Raw genomic sequence first — 17,588 nt, forward strand, 5'->3', positions numbered from 1 at the left:
GGCGGAGTAGCTGTAGCCCTCATAGGTGCCGGCCTTGCGGCCGACGACACCCTTCAGGTCCGGGCCGACGCCGTTCTTCTGGAAGTTGTGGCAGGCCTTGCAGGGGGCGAAGGCCTTCTCGCCTGCGGCCGCATCCCCGGCCTCCTGGGCCTGAACCGAGAGCGGGATCAGGGCGGCGAGGACGGCACCGAGAACGAGTGAACGCATGGATTTCCTCCTTTTGGCCGCTGGCGCGGCAGCGTCGAGGGCAGAGCTTGCCTGCCTGGAACAGCTCTAAAGAATCCGCATACTGGGTGCAACGGCCACGTTTACGGACGTCGATCACTAGTCTGCGGTTGCAGCAGCCATGGCGGGCAACCGCTACCCTCAACACGAAGCGTTCGATTTGGCTCCCTGCGGCACGTGAAGTCTCGGCCAACGACAGACATCCGCCCGGGCCGCCACGCCCCACCTGCCCGGTCGGCGGGTCGAGCGATTTGCCCATGCGGCCTGCCGTCCTTAGGCTCGTCCGTCGTCCTTAGGCTCGATTGCGCCGTGCGCCCGAAGGCATCCAACCTCCCCGACAGCCTGACGCGCCTGCTGGCGACGCCCCAGCGGCGCGCGCCCGGGCGCGCGCGCGGGGAACACCCGCTGCCGGGGACCGGACGGGACTCTCCGCATGCCGCCCTGGAAGCCGCCTTGCTGCGCGGCTTCGTGTACGGCGTGTCGGGCCTCGTCTGGCTCGTCGTGGCGGCGCTGTTCGTCCGTCATCTCGCGCGCTGAGGACCAGCCTCTCCAAGCCGGGTGTGGCGCTGTGGATATCGGCGACCCCGCCGGCGTTCGACACGATCAGCCACTACTTCCAGGATCAAGTCGGGTATCGCTCCCTCCGATTACGAGCATGTTCGGCTGGACCGACCACGCCCGTCCGCATGCAGGGAGGATCGGACAACGAGTCTGACCGGACGCTTCTGGTTTCGAAAATCCTGGACCGGCCGGCTGGTCCTCCTCGTCGAGGAAGAGCGCCCGCGCTGGTTCGGCCGCGGTGTCGCCAAGCCGCGCTGGCGGAACGCCAGGCTGATGGACTTCGCGGAGCCGGAACTGCGGCCGCTGATGATCATGGAGAAGCACCACCGCACCGGGGCCGCGACCGCGCAGGTCCGGACCCTGCGCCCGGTTCCCGCCGCGCCCGAAGCCCGCGCCGCGAACGGCTGAGGCCGGCCATCGGCGCCCGTCGCGTCGGGCGGTCCAGCGCCGGTGGCTGCGGCGGCCCTTCGCGATCACCACCTTGAGGCGGGGGGCGCCGGTTCGTGGGCGCCTCGATTCTGGTGAGGATCGCCATGCCGCACTATTTCTTCCACACCCAGATCGGTGACGACCTTATCACCGATCCCACGGGGTTCGACCTCCGCGATCCCGACGAGGCCTGGGAGCGGGCCCGCGCGACGATCCGCGCCGCCCTGCAGACGCCCCGCGATCAGGCCCGGCTGATGACCGCCTGCCTGATCGTCGTCGATGCCGCGGGCGACGTGGTTCTAGAGTTTCCCTTCAGCGAGGCCGTCACGCTGCCGTCCCCGGACGATCCCACGCGTCATTGAGGGCAGCGCTCCGCCGATCTGTGCCCTACATCGCGGCGGACGCGTCGGATGAGGATGGCTGCAGGATGGATTCACCCCCGAACGATCTGGATGCGCGGGCGCTCGGCGCCGCCGCGCCCGGCAAGGGTCTGGCCCGCGAGGCCTGTCCGTACGCCGAGGGGACGGAGGCACGCAGCCTCTGGCTTTCCGGCTATGACGAGGCGGTCGCGGGTGGGGCCGCACCCGTGACCGGTGGCATCGCCAAGCACCCGGTCGGTCCGGGGCACTGATGGATGCGCTGACCGGAGCCCGCCTCCCCCCGACATCGCACCCGCCCCTGAACCGGAGGGCCGTGGGCGCCGTCGTCCTGGGCAACGCCCTCGAATTCTACGACTTCACGGTCTACGCCTTCTTCGCCAAGCCCATCGGCGAGGCGTTCTTCCCCGCCAACGACCCGACCCACAGCCTGCTGGCCTCGCTGGCCCTGTTCGGCATCGGCTACGTCATGCGGCCCATCGGCGGCGTGCTGATCGGCGCCTTCGCGGACCGGGCCGGCCGCAAGCCCGCGATGCTGATCACCATCGCGCTGATGGCGCTCGGCATGCTGATGCTGGCCGCCTGCCCCTCCTACGCGGTGATCGGCGGCTGGGCGCAGGTGATCGTCATCGCCGGACGTCTCGTGCAGGGTCTGGCGTTGGGCGGAGAGGTCGGCCCGTCCACGGCCTATCTCCTGGAGGCGGCGCCTCCGGAGCGGCGCGGCTTCGTGACGAGCTGGCAGATCGCCAGCCAGGGATGTGCCGCCCTGTTCGCCGGCATCATCGCGACCGTCCTGGCGCTGGCGGTGGGCGACCAAGCGATGGCGCAATGGGGCTGGCGGCTGATGTTCGCCCTCGGCCTGTGCGTCGTCCCGGTCGGCCTGATCATCCGCAGCCACCTGCCGGAGACGGCCGGCCCCGAGGAAGACCCGCACGCGGCCGCGTCGACGTTCGGGGTCGTCCGGCGGCTCCTGCGCGATCACGGCCGATTGCTGGGCCTGACCTTCCTGGTCATCGCGGCGTCCACCGTCTCGAATGCGGTGGGCACGAACATGCCGGTCTTCGCCGGCGCGACGCTCGGCCTCTCCGAGACCGCCGCCACGGCGGTGCCGATCGCCCTCGGGCTCGCCTCCGTGATCTTCCCGCTCCTCGGCGGCTGGTTGGCGGACCGGGTGGGCCGCCGCCCGGTGATGATCTGGCCGCGCGCGCTGATCCTGATCCTGGCCGTGCCCGCCTTCGCCTGGGTGGTGCAGGCGCCGAGCGCCGCGAGCGTCTACGCGGTCACCTTCCTGCTGTCGGCGCTGTCGTCCATCAACGCCGCCGCCGTGATCGTCGGCATCCCGGAGGCGCTGCCGCGGGCGGTACGCAGTGCTGGCCTGTCGATCGTCTACGCGGTGTCGGTCTCCGTGTTCGGCGGCAGCACCAACTACGTGGTGAACTGGCTGATCGCGACGACGGGCGACCGCCTCGCACCGGCCTACTATCTCGCCGCCTTCAGCCTCGTCGGCACGGTCGCCGCCATGCTGCTGCCCGAGACGCGCGGCCGCGATCTCGACGCCGACGCCGCGGCCTGACGCGTCCGGCACGGAGCCACGCGCGTGGCGCCTCCCGGCTCCGGGCGTGTGCACCGGCCTCGGGTCGGGGCCCGGGCGTATGTGCGCTCGCGCACGACGCCCGCGGGAATCCTCGTCGGTCGTCCGTTTCGCCCCTAGGTCGGCGCGCGGCCCGAGCCTAGACGGGTGGCATGCCAACGCCCTCAGAGACGCGCCGTCCGCTGGTCCTCGCCGCGGTGATGGCGGTGATGTTCATGATCGCCATCGAGGCGACGATCGTCTCGACGGCGATGCCGCAGATCGCCGGTCAGCTCGGTGATCTGCATCTGTACGCCTGGGTGTTCGCCTCCTTCCTGCTGACCCAGACGGCCACCACGGTGGTGTTCGGCAAGCTCTCCGACCTGTACGGACGCCGTCCGGTCCTGCTGTTCGGCATCGCGGTCTTCCTGATGGGCTCGCTGCTGTGCGGGCTCGCTTGGTCGATGCCCTCGCTGATCCTGTTCCGCCTCGTCCAGGGCATCGGGGCGGGGGCGATCCAGCCGGTGAGCCTGACCGTGGTCGGAGACCTATACGCGGCCCGGGAGCGCGGCCGCATCCAGGGCTACCTCGCCAGCGTGTGGGGGATCTCCTCGGTGGCCGGCCCCCTGGTAGGCGGTCTGATCATCGGCCATCTGAGCTGGCCCTGGATCTTCTGGCTCAACCTGCCCATCGGCGTGATCGCGGCCGGCCTGTTCCTCCGCTACCTCCACGAGGGCGTCGAGCGCCGCAGCCGCCAGATCGACGCGATCGGCGCGGCCCTGTTCACCGCTGCCATCGCGGCCCTGATGCTGGCGCTGACCGCGGCAGGAGAGTCGGCCGCCGCGGCCGCGTGGCCGGCCGCCGGCTTCGTGGTGGCCGCGATCCTGTTCGTGCTCCAGGAGCGCCGCGCCGCCGATCCGATGCTCGACATCCGCCTGTGGATGCAGCGGCCGATCGCCACCGCCAACACGGCGACGCTGCTCTCCGGCATGACGGTGATCGGGCTCACGGCGTTCCTGCCGATGTACGTCCAGGGCGTCCTGCGGCAATCGGCGCTCATCGCCGGCCTGACGCTCACCCTGATGGTGCTCGGCTGGCCGATCGGCGCGACGACGGCGGCCCGAAGCTTCGTGCGCTTCGGCCTCCGCCCGGTCCTGCTGGTCGGCGCGACCCTCCTGCCGCTCGGCGCGATCGCTTTCGTGGCGCTCGGATCGGACACGTCGCCCCTCGTGGCCGCCTGCGGCTCCGTCGTCATGGGGCTCGGCATGGGCTTCCTGTCGACTGCCGCCATCGTGATCATCCAGGACAGCGTCTCCTGGGCGCAGCGCGGTGCCGCCACGGCCTCGAACATCTTCGCGCGCAACCTCGGCTCGACGCTCGGCGCCACCGCGCTGGGCGCCGTGCTGAATTACCGACTCGCTCATCCGGCGAGCGGGCCGACGGTCAGCTCGGACGAGTTGCGACGCCTGCTCGACGATCCGGCGAGCCTTGGTGCGGGGGGCCACGCGATCCGGGACGGGCTGCAGCACGCGCTGCACGGGACGTTCTGGACCGTCTTCGCCGTGGCGGTGCTGACCCTGCTCCTGTCGCTCCTGGTTCCGCGGGTCGCGATCTCGGACGGTCCGCGCGAACTCGCTGTGGAGTAGACGGCGTGGCGGCCGCGCAGCTTCCGTGCGGCCGCATCATGTTCTAGCGTCCCCCCATGCCCCTCGTGCCGCCCCCGCGCCCCGCAGCCCAGCCCGCGGCCGATATCCCGCCGACCAGCGTGCTCAACGCCAACCAGCCCGAATGGTCGGTGGGCGAGCTGGCGGGCGCCCTGAAGCGTACGCTGGAGGACGCCTTCGGGCACGTGCGGCTGCGCGGCGAGATCTCGGGCTATCGCGGACAGCACGGCTCGGGCCATGCCTATTTCTCGTTGAAAGACGGGCAGGCGCGCATCGACGCGGTGGTCTGGAAGGGCGTGTTCGGCCGCCTGCGCCAGCGGCCCCAGGAGGGGCTGGAGGTCGTCGCCACAGGGCGCATCACCACCTTCGCGGGCAAATCCTCCTACCAGATCGTGGTCGAGAGCCTGGAGCCTGCGGGCCTCGGTGCCTGGATGGCTCTGCTGGAGGAGCGGAAGAAGCAGCTGGCCGCCGAGGGGCTGTTCGCCCCCGAGCACAAGCGGGCGATCCCCTACCTGCCGCGTGTCGTCGGCGTGGTCACATCGCCGACCGGCGCGGTGATCCGCGACATCCTTCACCGGCTGGAGGACCGCTTCCCGCGGCCCGTCCTGGTCTGGCCGGTGCGGGTCCAGGGCGACGGGGCGGCCGAGGAGGTCGCGGCCGCGATCCGGGGCTTCAACGCGCTCCCGGCCGGGGGCCGGATCCCGCGTCCCGACGTGCTGATCGTCGCCCGCGGCGGCGGCTCCATCGAGGATCTCTGGGCCTTCAACGAGGAATGCGTCGTCCGCGCCGCCTTCGAGAGCGCGATCCCGCTGATCTCGGCGGTCGGGCACGAGACCGACACCACGCTGATCGACCACGTCTCCGACCGCCGCGCGCCGACCCCGACGGGCGCCGCCGAGATGGCGGTGCCGGTCCGCGCCGACCTGATCGCCACCGTGGCGGATCTGGCCGCCCGCGGCAGGGGGGCGGTCGGGCGCCGGATCGACCGCGACCGGTCGGACCTGCGCGCCCTCGCCCGCGCCCTGCCGGGTGCCGACGCCCTGCTGGCGGCCAAGCGCCAGCGGCTCGACCTCGCCGAGGCGCGCCTCGCTCCGGCCCTGGCGGCGGGCGCCAGCCGCCACCGCGCCCGGCTCCAGCTCCTCCTCGACCGGATGGCCCGGCGCTCGCCTGACGTCGCCCTCGCCAATGCCCGGGCGCGGCTGGCGCGGATCGACCACCGGCCGCTCCACGCGGTGAGCAACGACCTCCAGCGCAAGGGCGAGGCCCTGGTGCAGCTCGGGCGGCGCCTCGTCGTCGCCCGGGATGCGAGCCTGGAGCGGGCGCGGGCCCTGCAGGCGCGCCGCACCGATCGCCTGCTCGCCCTCTCGGACCGCCTCGTCCAGGCCGGGGCGCGCACCGTCGAGCGGCGGCGCGACCGGCTGCAGGGGCTCGCGGGGTTGCTGGGGTCACTCAGCTATCGGGCGGTACTGGAGCGCGGCTACGTGCTCGTGCGCGATGCGGCCGGGCTGCCGGTCCGCCGCGCCGCCGATGCGGCGGCCGCCTCCCGCCTCGGCCTGCAATTCGCCGACGGGATCGTCGCGGCGGTGCCGGACGGGACGCCCGCACCCCCGCAGGCGGCGAAGCCCGCGCGGCGCGGAGGCTCGCCTGCGTCAGCGCCGCAGGGCAAGCGCGCCGGCGCCGCGGCGACGCGGCAGGGATCGCTGTTCGACGCCTGAGGGCTGTGTCCCGCGGTGGCGCGGAGCCGGCGCGATCGTGGGTGCACGCACGGCGCGGTGCGTCAGCCGCCGGCCTGGATTGCGAGGCCACGTCGCTCCGTTCCACCGCCCCGCGCGGACGGACGGCGCCCGCCGGACCGGTTGAGGACGCCGGATCGCGGCGTGGGGTGAGTCACCCCGGCTCCGCCCCGACGCGGTAGTGATAGCGGTACAGCTCACGTTCGAAGCCGAGCGCGCGGTAGAGTGCGCGCGCGGGCGCGTTCGCCGCGACGACCTGCAGGCAGGCCGCTCGGGCGCCCTGCCCGCGTCCCCAGCCGAGCAGCGCCTCGACCGCCCGCTTGCCATGGCCGCGACCGCGCAGGGGTTCGGGCGTCGCCACCGCCTCGATGACCAGCAACTCGCGGTCGAGCACCCCGAAGGCGATGGCGCCGATCCCGCCCTCCGCCGCCGCCGCCGCGAAGGCCCGGGGCAGGACCAGCGCGGCGACCGTGTCGCGGAACACCCGTCCGGCCGCGGCGTCCGCGTGGTTCATCGTGTCGCGAAGCGCCAGCCAGTCGGCGCCGGGGGCTGCCGCGACCGCCACGGACGGATCGGGCGCCCCCGCTGGAGCGTCAAGGTCGCGGAACAGGGTGCAGGTCTCATCCACGACGGCGTAATCCCCCCCAGCCAGCCACGACTCCAGTCCCGGCGCGATGGCCGGTATCCGGAAGATCGCACGCTGCCCGAGGCGACCGAAGATTGCCTGTGCCGCATCGACGGCCGGCCCGGGCGCTCCGCTTCCACGCATCGGGTTCAGGGAGTTCTGCCGCTTCGAGGGGCCGCCCGCGGCGCGCAGCAGGTACCCGTGGACGAGGAGCTGGCGCGGGCTCGGCCAAGCGTTGAGGCAAGCCTCCTCCACGCGCCACGCCCGTTCGAGATCCGACATCGCCGCTTTCTCCCGACGGCCTGATCGCACGCCGCGGGGACTTGGCCAATCGCTGCGGGGCAAGACTTCGCCCATGCGGCGTCACGTACGCTTGAAGCATTGTGGAGCCGCGCGATGTCTCGGCGATGTCTGAACCTGACGTCCTGTTCTGCCTCCACTTCCTCGGCGGCAGTGCCCGAAGCTGGGAGCGTCTCGCGCGCGCTCTCGACGGTGTGCCGTTCTGCGTCCCGGTGGATCTGCCGGGCTTCGGCGATGCTGCCGGAACGACGGGATACTCCGTCGCCGCGATGGCCGATCACGTCGCTGCCCGGATCCGAACCCGCGCGCCCGCGCGGTTCGGCCTCGTCGGCCACAGTATGGGAGCCAAGGTGGCGCTGGCCTTGGCGCGCCGCTCCGAGGACGGCGAGCCGGGTCTGACCGGCCTCACCGACCTGATCCTGATCTCCGGTTCGCCGCCCAGCCCGGAGCCGATCCCGGACGAGCGCCGTGCCAAGATGCTCGCCTGGATCGATGCGGATCCCGAGACGCGTCGGCGCGAGGCGCGCGCCTTCGTGACCGCGAATGTCGGGCAGCCGCTGGACGCGGCGGACGAGGACAGAGCCGTGGACGACGTCCTGCGGGCCGCGCCGGCGGCCTGGACGGCGTGGCTCAAATCGGGGGGCCGCGAGGATTGGGGCCGGTGGATCGGGGTCCTGCGCACGCCGGCGCTGATCCTGGCGGGGTCCGCGGATGCCGATCTGGGCGAGGATGCCCAGGCGGCGCTGATGGCCCCGCATCTCGCGCATCATCGCCGCGTGACCGTCGCCGGCGTCGGCCATCTCCTGCCGCTGGAGCGACCGGCAATCCTGGCCGAGCGGCTGCGCGCGCATTTCGGTGACCGACCGGGTCAGGCGGATCCCGACGCTCCGGCGGTGCCGCCGGCCTACGCGGCGCTGATCGACTCCGAACGGGTGAACAGCCGGCTGCGCGAGGCCCTCGGCGCGCGCGCGGCTCCGGACGATCCGGCCTACCGTCCGACCGCCCTGGATCCGGTGGAACTCGCGATCCTCCGCGCCGCCATGGGCCGTGTCGTGCCGGTGCCGAATCTGGATCTCGCGGCGCGCCTCGACCGGAGGCTCGCCTCGGGCGAGGGCGACGGCTGGCGCTTCTCGGCGCTGCCGCCGGACGCGGACGCGTATCGGGCCGCCCTCCGCACCCTGGATGCCGCCGCCCGCGCCGCGCACGGCCGGCCGTTCGTCATCCTCGGCGGAAACGATCAGGATACGCTGCTCACCCTCTGCGAGCGGGCCGAGCTGACGGTGCCGGATATGCTCGGCGGCCGGCTCGACGCCGACCGGATGCGATTCTGGTTCGAGGATCTGCGTGCCGACGCGGTCCGGCTCTGGCTGGGGCATCCGGCTGCGCTGGCGCGGATCGGCTTCTCGGGCATCGGCGCCGGCGGCGACCGGGACGGTGAGATCGCCGACGGCCTGCCGGGCTTCCGCGCCGTGGGGTTGGATTCGCCGGAAGCTTGGGAGCCCCGGGCGGCGTACGAGGGGACGGCACGATGAATCTCGAGGGCATGCGGGCCTACCGCGAGGACGAGAGCGTCGATGCGGTCGTTGTCGGCACCGGTGCGGGGGGCGCCCCGCTCATCGCGCGCCTCGCCGCGGCGGGCCTCAAGGTCGTCGCGCTGGAGGCGGGGCCCAACTTCACGCCGGAACGCTTCGCCTTCGACGAGACGCTCGCCGACGAGATCTACTGGACCATGGAACGCCTCAGCGGCGGCTCGACTCCGGAAGCGTTCGGGGCGAACAACAGCGGCACCGGCGTCGGCGGATCGACGCTGCACTGGGGCGCGTTCGTCCCGCGGGCTGATGCCCGGGACCTGCGGCTCCACACCGAGAGCGGGATGGGGGTGGACTGGCCCCTCGCCTACGAGGACCTGCGTCCGTTCTACGAGCGGGTGGAGCGGTTCCTCGGCGTCTCGGGGGCGCAGGCCTATCCCTGGGATGCCGCGAGGCGCTATCCCCTCCCCCCGGTGCCGCGCAACGGCCCGGCGCAGATCATGGCGCAGGCCTGCGAGGCGCGCGGCATCCGATGGGCGGACGCCCCCGCCGCGGTGGTGTCGCAGGACTTCCAGTCCGAGGACGGACCGAGGCGCAACGCCTGCATCAATTGCGGTTTCTGCCACCAGGGCTGCCGCAACGGCGCCAAGGCGAGCATGGACGTGACCTATCTCCCCTTCGCCGTCTCCCGGGGCGCGGAGATCCGAGCCGAGGCCTTCGTGCACGGCCTCGAGCGCGGCGCGGACGGGCGCATCACCGGGGTGGTCTATCGGCAGGACGGGCAGGACCGGCGCCAGCGTTGCGGCACGGTCTTCCTCTGCGCGGGCGCCGTCGAGACGCCGCGCCTGCTGCTGCATCTCGGGCTCGCCAATTCGAGCGGTCAGGTCGGGCGCAACTACATGGGGCACGTGGCCACCCAGGTCTGGGGCACCTTCCCGAACGCGGTGCGGATGAACCGAGGCTATCCCTCGTCGCTGATCACCGAGGATTTCATCCGGCCGGGCGCCGACTTCGCGGGCGGCTACCTGATCCAGAGCCTCGGCGTCGTGCCGCTGACCTTCGGCAACGCGGCCGCGCGGGGTCGCGGCCTGTGGGGCAAGCCGCTCCTCGACTACCTCGACCGCTACAATCACATCGCCGGGATCGGCATCAACGGCGAGACCCTGCCCTGTGACGCGAACGTGCTCACGCTCTCCGACGAGCTGGACGCGCGCGGGATGCGCAAGGCCCATGTCAGCTTCGGCTACAGCACCAATGAGAACCGGCTCAACGCCCACGCGACCGCGGTGATGCGCGGTCTGTGGGAGGAGGCCGGCGCCGAGGACATCTGGGTGCTGGAGCGCGTCGCGCACACGATCGGCACCTGCCGGATGGGACGCGACGGATCCAGCGCCGTGGTCGATCCGCAGGGCCGCAGCTTCGACATCGACAATCTCTGGATCTGCGACGGCTCGACCTTCCCGAGTTCGCTCGCGGCCAACCCGGCGCTCACCATCATGGCGCTGAGCCTGCGCAGCGCGGAGGCGTTCCTGGCCGAGGGGCACTGACGACCTCACCCCGCCGCGGCACGCAGCTCCGCCAGACCGCGCCGCTGCCGTCCCTCCGCGTCGAAGTTCGCCGGATCGAGCCAGGCCGAAAAGCCGGCGCGGACGCGGGGCCATTCCGCGTCGGTGATGGAGAACCAAGCCGTGTCGCGGGAGCGGCCCTTCACGACCACCGCGTTGCGGAAGATGCCCTCGAAGGTGAAGCCCAGGCGCAGCGCCGCCGCCCGGGACGGCGCGTTGAGGCTGTCGCACTTCCACTCGTAGCGCCGATAGCCCAGCTCGTCGAAGGCGCGCGCCATCATCAACGCCATGGCCTCCGTGGCGGCGGCACTGCGCTGGAGCCGGGGTCCGAAATGCAGGTGCCCGACCTCGATCACGCCGTTGCCGGGGTCGATCCGGAGGTACGAGGCGATGCCGAGCGCTTCGCCGGTGGCGCTGTCCAGCACCACGTGGAACAGCGGATCCTCGCTCGCCTGCTGGGTCTCGAGGCGCGCCCGATAGGCCGCCGCGCTATCCGGCAGCTCGTCGCCGAGATAGGTCCAGCCGCGCCCGTCGGGCGCGGCGCTGTAGGTCGCGAACAGGTCGGACGCGTGGGTCCCGGCATCCAGCGGCGCGAGGCGGCAGGTGCGGCCGGTCATGGGTGTCCGCGGCGGCCGCGGACGGGCGCTCCAATCCGGAAGGGCCGGCCCGACGGGCTGGCCGAAGGCATTGACGCGCGCGCTCATGATCCGCTCCGCTCCGAGACCAGTGCTGCCAGTGCCTCCTCACCATCCGCTCGGAACCCGGCGACGACGCCGATCCTGTCGGCTTCCGGTCTGTTCTGGCTCATCTTCCACTTCCCCTCGATCCGGCTGATCGGAATCTCGACGCCCACGAGGGCGCGGACCTGCGCGGTCACGAACGGCGCGGGTGCGTCCGCGACCGCCCAGGGATCGGCGCGGGGCGTCTCGCGCAGGGCGGTGAGGTCCGCGATCTGCCGCCCGAGCCACGCCGCATCCTCGATTAGCCGCGGCCGGCCCCAGGCGTGGACCGTCGCATAGTTCCAGGTCGGCACGACCCGCCCGTGCTCACGCTTGCTCGCGTACCAGCCCGGCGAGACGTAGCCCTGCGGACCCTGGAACACGATCAGGCACTCCTCGACCGCGGCAAGCTCCTGTCCCTGAGGATTCGCCCGTGCCAGATGCGCCCGCAGGGTGCCGTATGAGCCGACATCATCGAGCAGGAATGGGATCGGGTTGGCAAGGAGGCCGGCCGGACCGGCCGTGATCAGGAGGCCCAGAGGATGGGTCCGGATCAGCGCGTGCTGCGCGTCCCGCGCGTCCTCGCGGAAATGCGGCGGCTGGTACATGGCACCTGACTCGAAGCGGATATCGACACCATTCGATTGACCCAGGGGCGGACCAGGAGAAAGGTCCAGTTCTCGAAACAGCACTGGACCACTTGCGCCGATGGCCCGGGCAGCCCCACCCCTGTCGGTCAGCCTCGACTGGAACGCGCCGTCGCCGCTGCACGCGCAGCTCCGCGAGGCCCTGCGCGCCGCGATCCTGGACCGGCGCCTGCCGCGCGGGACTCGGCTGCCCGCCTCCCGGGTGCTGGCATCGGACCTCGGCTGCGCCCGCGGGACGGTGGTTCTCGCCCTGGAACAGCTCACGGCCGAAGGCTACCTGATCGCCCGGCCCGGTTCGTCGACAAGCGTGGCCGCGTCGCTTCCCGACGATGCGACGTCGCTCTCCGCGAGACCCGATCGGCCGGTCCCGACGCTGGTGCCGACCCTGTCGCGGCGCGGCGCCCGGCTCATCGGCGGCCCGCGGCGACGCTTCATGGCCGAGCCCGACGTGCCCGACGCCTTCGCCCTCGGCCGGCCGGCCCTGGACGCTTTCCCGTACGCCGTCTGGGCACGCCTGCTTCAGGCCGAGTGGCGCCACGGTCCCGCCGAACGGCAGGACCTGCGGGGTTCGCCCGCGCTCCGGGGGGCGATCGCCGCCTATCTCGGACAGGCGCGCGGAGTCGCGTGCACGGCGGACGACGTGATCGTCACGGCGGGCATCCGCCAGAGCCTGAGGCTGATCGCGGAGTTGCTGCTCGATCCCGGAGAGGCCGCCATGGTCGAGGAGCCGGGTTTCCCCGGGATCGCACAGGCGCTCGCGAGCGCCGGTTTGCGACCGATCCCGGTCCCGGTCGGAGCCGGCGGTCTCTCGGCGGCGCGGGTCGCAGCGCTGGCGCCCGGCGCGCGCCTCGCCGTGGTCACGCCGGCCCATCACTACCCCCTCGGCTACGCCATGAGCCTGGAGCACCGGCTCGATCTTCTCGCCTGGGCCGAAGCCGCCGCGGGCTGGATCGTGGAGGACGATTACGATGGCGCCTACCGGTACGCCGGACGACCGCTCGCGCCGCTGCGCGCCCTCGATCGCGGCGGGCGCGTCATCTACGTCGGAAGCTTCTCGAAGCTTCTCCTGCCGGCGCTGGGCCTGAGCTACCTCGTCCTGCCGCCGGGGCTCCTCGCGCCGGTCAGCCACGCGCTCGCCGGGACCGGGCCGACGCCGCCCGTGGTCGGCCAGTGGGCGCTCGCCCGCTTCATCGAGGACGGGCACCTCGCCGGCCATCTGCGGCGGACCCGCCGCCTCTACGCCCTGCGGCAGGCCGCCCTCGTCGAGGCCGCCGCCCGTCATGCGGCAGACGTCGTGTCTATCGCCCCCATGGAAGGTGGAATGCATCTCATCGCCCGGCCGGGACCGGCCTGGACGCCGTCGCTCACCGACGTGGCCGCCACGGCGGCGCTCGGCCGGGCGGGGATCGCCACGGTTTCCCTCTCGGCCTACTATGCCGGGCCCGCGGAAACGGGATTGCTGCTCGGCTACGCGGCAGTGCAGGAGCGCGCCATGGATACGTCGGTGCGGCGCATGGCGGAGACCCTGCGTCTGGCCCCCTGAGTCGGGCGCTCCGAGGGTGCGGATCAATCCCGCTGCGGCGTCAGCGTGACGAGGGTCGGGTGCGCGGCGCGCACTTCGAGGCTCCGCAGCAGCGCCGTGCCGATCGTGATGCCGTCGCCCGGCACCACTCGCACCACACGATCCCCATCGACCCGCAGGTGGAAGGTGCCGCCACCGCGCACGCTCATCCGCGGCGCCGCGCGGAACGGCGCCAGGGTCACGAGGGTCCAAGCCGGCCCGATCGCAAGCTGCGTCGGTGTCATCGTCGTCGGGCCGATGCCGTCCGGCAGCCCCGGAGCCAGACAGGTCAGGCCGGCGACGAACAGAACCGTCAGACCGACGTGGCGAAGCCGCGGCCGGTGGTGTGGCGGCGCGTCCGCGCGCACCTTCGGTGCGGGCGAATGGAATGCGCGCCGCGCGGGGAGCGGCCGGTGTGACGAGCGGTCCGCGGCCGCCGAAGGCCGCGGGACGGGACCGAATGCAAGGGTCGCTTGGTCCGGGCCGGCGATCTCGTTCGTCTCACCCGGTGCGCGGTTCCTCGTGTCGGCTCGTGCCCGTTGCGCGGCTCCGCAGAAGGGGCAGTACGGCACCGCGACGGAGTGGCCGAGGCCGCAAACGTCGCAGTGCCTGCCTGGGGGGGACGGATCCGCGGCCACGGCGGTAACGTGGTCAGTGCACGATCGCGCCGGTTTCGGCGAACCGGGCGAGGCGGGCGATCAGGGGCGCCACCATCACCCGATCGAGCTGCGCGAGAAGCCCGCTGCGCGCGTGCGCGACATTGGCCTCGGCCTGCGCCCGGGCGCGGCGATGCCATCCGGCGGGGTCGCTGCTGCAGGTGGACCACGCGGCCTCGATCGCGCGGAACACCGCCGGCAGGCGCTCGATCGGGTCGGCGATCGGATCGTAATGGTGGTCGATCAGGCTGCCGAAGGTGTGGAAGCCCAGTTCGGAGAGGCGAGCGACGGCGCGCGGGGCGCCGACCATCACGAAGGGCAGCCCGGTCGCGGCGGCCTTCAGCGCCTTCTCGGTCACGCGCTCGACGCCGGGTTCGAAGAAGTCCGTCTCGGAGATCACCGTGAGGTCGCAGCCCGCATAGGCCTGCGTGTCGAGGGTCATGACCATGTCGGTTCCCCGGTCGGCATCGATCCGCCGCGCCTGTCGTGGGATCCAGGCACCGACATCGGCGAGCAGGGGCCCGAACGCCGCCGCGATCTCGGGCGGAGCGTGGAACACGTCGATTCCACCCGCCTTGGGATTGTCCGCGCCGATGCCGTGGAAGGAGATCAGTCCGTCACGGTCCAGGCCGTTGAGTTGGAACCAGCGGTAGAGCAGCACCCGGTGCCAGCGGAGCGCCGCGTTCTGGCAGAGGAACCGGGCCGGACCGGCGGCGCGGGCGAAGGGCGCGTAGCCGGATCGGTCGAGGGGATGCTGGGGGAAGAGACGCGGGCCGGCCTCCGCGTCCAGCCAGAGGGCGACCTGGAGCGGGAAGAACTCGAAGGTCCAGAAGCGCAGACCCTCGCCGTAGAGGCGTTCGTAGTCCAGGCGCAGCAGGCTGTTCTGCGAGGCCAGGATGACCCGATCGCGCGGGATGCCGAGGCCGTGGAGATTCCGGTGGAGCGCCTCGAAGGTCGGCGCGTGCAGGCCCGGCCCCTCGTTCGACAGGTCGAGGAGCAGCGCAGCCCGGCCGGAACGCAGGTTCTCGGCATCCCCCGGCTGCAGCAGGTCGAGCCGCCCGTTGGCTTCCGTAAAGCCGAGCCGCACGAAATCGAGGACCGGGAGGCAGAGCACGTGGTTGGCTGCGCCCGGGTCCGCCGTGACGGTGACCGGGCTGCCCATCCAGCCGAGGGCTGCCGGCAGGAAGTGGCCTGCCTCGCCCCTGGGGACGAGCAGGATCTCGGAGGAGGAGTGGCTCATCGTGACGCCCGCGCGGCCCGTTCGGTCGCGGCCCTCCGCCGCGGACCGCGCGAAGCCGGATAAAGGCTCCGCGCGGACGCGTCGAGGTCAGGCCAAGACCGGTTCCGCCGCGCGGACCGGGGTCGGTCCGGCGCGATAGGCGCTCGCGGCCTCCTCGGTTCGCCAGCAGGCGACACGATGGCCGGGGGCGATCTCGGCCACGGGGGGCATCTCCCGGCGGCAGCGCTCCTCGGCGAGGAAGCAGCGCGGCGCGAAGGGGCATCCCGGGGGTCGATTGGCGAGGTCCGGAGGGCTGCCCGGGATGGTCTGGAGCCGGGATCCCTTGGCGAGCGCCCCTTCCGCGCGGCTGCGCAGCAGGCCGATCGTGTAGGGGTGGTGCGGGTCGAGGACCACCTGATGGGCCGTCCCGGTCTCGACGATCCTGCCCGCATACATGACGGCGATTCGGTCGGCCACCTCGACGGCCGCGCCGAGATCGTGCGTGACGATGACGATCGACAGGCCGAGATCCCGCTGAAGCTCGCGCAGGAGCAGCAGCACCTGGATCTGCACGGTAGCGTCGAGCGCCGTCGTCGGCTCGTCGGCCAGCAGCACCTGCGGCCGGCAGGAGAGCGCCAGGGCGATCATGGCCCGCTGGCGCATGCCGCCCGACATCTCGTGCGGGTAATTGTCGAGCCGCCGCTCCGGGCTGGGGATCCGCACCCGCTCGAACAGCGCGAGGGCACGCTCACGGGCCTCCCCCTTCGAGATCGTCTCGTGGCGCAGGATCGCCTCGGTGATCTGGCGCCCGACCGTGTAGACCGGGTCGAAGGCGAGCAGCGGCTCCTGGAAGATCATCGAGACGTCGCCGCCGCGGAAGTCGGCGAGCTGGCGCTTGGTCAGCGCCTGCACGTCCCGGCCGGCCGCCAGGATCTGGCCCTCGATCCGGCTGCGCCCCTCCGGAAACAGGCGCAGGATCGCCCGGAGCGTCACGCTCTTGCCGGAGCCCGATTCGCCGATGAGCGCGATGGCCTGCCCGCGCTCCAGGGTCAGGTCGACGCCGTCGACGACCTGCACCTTGCCGAAGGCGACGCGCAGGTCTCGCAACACGACCGCGGGTTCGGAGGACGACATCGATTCCCTCATGCCGCGAGCGCCGGGTTCGGGGCCCGCGCGTGGCCGGAGCCGGGCTGCCGGGCGAGGCAGGCGACGCGGTGCAGCGGCCGGATCCCGTCGAGCGGCGGCTCGGTCACGCCGCAGACCTCCTCCGCCAGCGGGCAGCGCGGGTGGAAGCGGCAGCCGGAGGGCGGGTCGATCGGGTTCGGCGGGTCGCCGGCCAGCAACGCCACCGCGGTGCGGTTGTCCGGATCGAGGGACGGCATGGAGGCCATCAGCGCCTCCGTGTAGGGGTGAGCGGGCGCGTCGAGCACCGCGTCCGACAGCCCGATCTCCGACACACGGCCGAGATACATCACCATCACCCGGTCGGAGATGAAGCGCACGACGTTCAGGTCGTGGCTGATGAAGATGTAGGTCAAGCCGAACTCGGCCTTGAGATCGAGAAGCAGGTTCAACACCTGCGCCTCCACCGACTTGTCCAGGGCCGAGACCGCCTCGTCGAGGAGCACCAGCCGCGGCTCCAGGGCCAGCGCCCGGGCGATGTTGACCCGCTGGCGCTGGCCCCCGGAGATCTCGTGCGGGTAGCGACCGGCGAACCGCCTCGGCTCCAGGCCGACGCGCGCGAGCAGAGCGCGGGCGCGCTCCACCGCTTCCCGGCCGGGCACGCCGTTCACCTTCGGGCCGAAGGCGATCGACTGCTCGACGGTCATGCGCGGATTGAGCGACGCGTAGCTGTCCTGGAAGACCATCTGGACTTCCCGGCGGTAGGACCGCCAGGGCATGGCGCGCTCGCCGACCGCCTGCCCGTCGTAGAGCAGGCCGCCGGCATCGCGCTCGATCAGGCCCATCAGCAGCTTGGCGGTGGTGGACTTGCCGCAGCCGGATTCGCCGACGATGCCGAGCGTCTCGCCCTTGAGCACATCGAAATCGACGCCGTCGACGGCGCGGACCACCTGCTTCTTCCCTCCGGCCTTGCGCACGGGGAAGTGCTTGTACAGGCCCGAGACCGACAGGAGCGGTTGGGCGGGGCCGCCGCGGTCGCGGGCGAACGGATCGTGTCCGTCCGGAATGACGCTCACTGGCGAATCT

At 72.4% G+C, this 17,588-nt stretch carries 18 protein-coding genes; 10 read left to right on the forward strand and 8 right to left on the reverse strand.

The genetic code is table 11. From position 1 onward, the window contains the following. Window positions 1-207, reverse strand: a 207-nt coding sequence (locus tag MKK82_RS04610) for a c-type cytochrome (protein ID WP_243984784.1), incomplete at its 3' end; no start/stop codon positions are given. Between the two features lie 327 nt (window positions 208-534). On the opposite strand from MKK82_RS04610, the gene MKK82_RS04615 reads away from it, so the two are divergent. The 7 genes from MKK82_RS04615 (at window position 535) to xseA (ending at window position 6,541) form a co-directional block, all read left to right on the forward strand. After that, window positions 535-762 (forward strand): hypothetical protein, encoded by a 228-nt coding sequence (locus tag MKK82_RS04615; RefSeq protein WP_238290067.1) that lies wholly within the window; start codon window positions 535-537, stop codon window positions 760-762. Window positions 763-888: 126 nt separating this feature from the next. Beyond that, entirely contained in the window at window positions 889-1,194 is a 306-nt protein-coding gene (locus MKK82_RS04620) for a hypothetical protein (RefSeq protein WP_238290175.1), read from the forward strand. Window positions 1,195-1,319: 125 nt separating this feature from the next. Further along, complete coding sequence (locus MKK82_RS04625; protein WP_238290069.1) at window positions 1,320-1,577, forward strand: DUF6894 family protein; 258 nt, start codon at window positions 1,320-1,322, stop codon at window positions 1,575-1,577. A gap of 65 nt (window positions 1,578-1,642) precedes the next feature. Further along, on the forward strand, window positions 1,643-1,846 hold the full coding sequence (locus MKK82_RS04630; RefSeq protein WP_238290070.1) for an Rmf/CrpP family protein: 204 nt from the start codon (window positions 1,643-1,645) through the stop codon (window positions 1,844-1,846). Continuing rightward, complete coding sequence (locus MKK82_RS04635) at window positions 1,846-3,165, forward strand: MFS transporter (RefSeq protein WP_279602783.1); 1,320 nt, start codon at window positions 1,846-1,848, stop codon at window positions 3,163-3,165. The genes MKK82_RS04630 and MKK82_RS04635 overlap by 1 nt, the downstream gene beginning before the upstream one ends. Before the next feature lie 170 nt (window positions 3,166-3,335). Further along, the gene (locus MKK82_RS04640) at window positions 3,336-4,808 is read left to right on the forward strand and encodes an MDR family MFS transporter (RefSeq protein ID WP_238290072.1); all 1,473 of its coding nucleotides are present in this window, start codon (window positions 3,336-3,338) and stop codon (window positions 4,806-4,808) included. 56 nt (window positions 4,809-4,864) lie between these two features. Then, on the forward strand, window positions 4,865-6,541 hold the full coding sequence (xseA, locus tag MKK82_RS04645) for an exodeoxyribonuclease VII large subunit (RefSeq protein WP_238290073.1): 1,677 nt from the start codon (window positions 4,865-4,867) through the stop codon (window positions 6,539-6,541). A gap of 172 nt (window positions 6,542-6,713) precedes the next feature. On the opposite strand, the gene MKK82_RS04650 is transcribed toward xseA, so the two are convergent. Further along, window positions 6,714-7,466: a GNAT family N-acetyltransferase gene (locus MKK82_RS04650; RefSeq protein ID WP_238290074.1), complete on the reverse strand. Its 753-nt coding sequence runs from the start codon at window positions 7,464-7,466 to the stop codon at window positions 6,714-6,716. 125 nt (window positions 7,467-7,591) lie between these two features. Between MKK82_RS04650 and MKK82_RS04655 the strand changes: the two genes are divergently transcribed. Together MKK82_RS04655 and MKK82_RS04660 are read left to right on the forward strand one after the other, a co-directional pair. Next, complete coding sequence (locus MKK82_RS04655) at window positions 7,592-9,016, forward strand: alpha/beta hydrolase (protein ID WP_238290075.1); 1,425 nt, start codon at window positions 7,592-7,594, stop codon at window positions 9,014-9,016. Beyond that, window positions 9,013-10,560: a GMC family oxidoreductase gene (locus tag MKK82_RS04660; protein ID WP_238290077.1), complete on the forward strand. Its 1,548-nt coding sequence runs from the start codon at window positions 9,013-9,015 to the stop codon at window positions 10,558-10,560. The genes MKK82_RS04655 and MKK82_RS04660 overlap by 4 nt, the downstream gene beginning before the upstream one ends. A gap of 5 nt (window positions 10,561-10,565) precedes the next feature. Here MKK82_RS04660 and MKK82_RS04665 read toward each other — a convergent pair whose 3' ends face one another. Then, a complete protein-coding gene (locus MKK82_RS04665; RefSeq protein ID WP_238290078.1) occupies window positions 10,566-11,282 on the reverse strand; it encodes a GNAT family N-acetyltransferase in 717 nt (238 codons plus the stop codon). Further along, the gene (locus MKK82_RS04670; RefSeq protein ID WP_238290079.1) at window positions 11,279-11,905 is read right to left on the reverse strand and encodes an FMN-binding negative transcriptional regulator; all 627 of its coding nucleotides are present in this window, start codon (window positions 11,903-11,905) and stop codon (window positions 11,279-11,281) included. The genes MKK82_RS04665 and MKK82_RS04670 overlap by 4 nt, the downstream gene beginning before the upstream one ends. A gap of 100 nt (window positions 11,906-12,005) precedes the next feature. On the opposite strand from MKK82_RS04670, the gene MKK82_RS04675 reads away from it, so the two are divergent. Continuing rightward, window positions 12,006-13,487 (forward strand): PLP-dependent aminotransferase family protein, encoded by a 1,482-nt coding sequence (locus MKK82_RS04675; protein ID WP_238290080.1) that lies wholly within the window; start codon window positions 12,006-12,008, stop codon window positions 13,485-13,487. 23 nt (window positions 13,488-13,510) lie between these two features. Here MKK82_RS04675 and MKK82_RS04680 read toward each other — a convergent pair whose 3' ends face one another. From MKK82_RS04680 to MKK82_RS04695, 4 genes are all read right to left on the reverse strand, one after another. Next, window positions 13,511-13,873: a hypothetical protein gene (locus MKK82_RS04680; RefSeq protein ID WP_238290081.1), complete on the reverse strand. Its 363-nt coding sequence runs from the start codon at window positions 13,871-13,873 to the stop codon at window positions 13,511-13,513. A 283-nt stretch (window positions 13,874-14,156) separates the two neighbouring features. Continuing rightward, the gene (locus MKK82_RS04685; RefSeq protein WP_243984787.1) at window positions 14,157-15,401 is read right to left on the reverse strand and encodes a hypothetical protein; all 1,245 of its coding nucleotides are present in this window, start codon (window positions 15,399-15,401) and stop codon (window positions 14,157-14,159) included. 87 nt (window positions 15,402-15,488) lie between these two features. Next, complete coding sequence (locus MKK82_RS04690) at window positions 15,489-16,514, reverse strand: ABC transporter ATP-binding protein (RefSeq protein ID WP_238290083.1); 1,026 nt, start codon at window positions 16,512-16,514, stop codon at window positions 15,489-15,491. A gap of 8 nt (window positions 16,515-16,522) precedes the next feature. Continuing rightward, window positions 16,523-17,578, reverse strand: a complete 1,056-nt coding sequence (locus MKK82_RS04695) for an ABC transporter ATP-binding protein (RefSeq protein WP_238290084.1) — start codon at window positions 17,576-17,578, stop codon at window positions 16,523-16,525. Window positions 17,579-17,588: the final 10 nt, after the last annotated feature.

Source organism: Methylobacterium sp. E-046 (genome assembly GCF_022829625.1).
GTDB lineage: Bacteria > Pseudomonadota > Alphaproteobacteria > Rhizobiales > Beijerinckiaceae > Methylobacterium > Methylobacterium longum.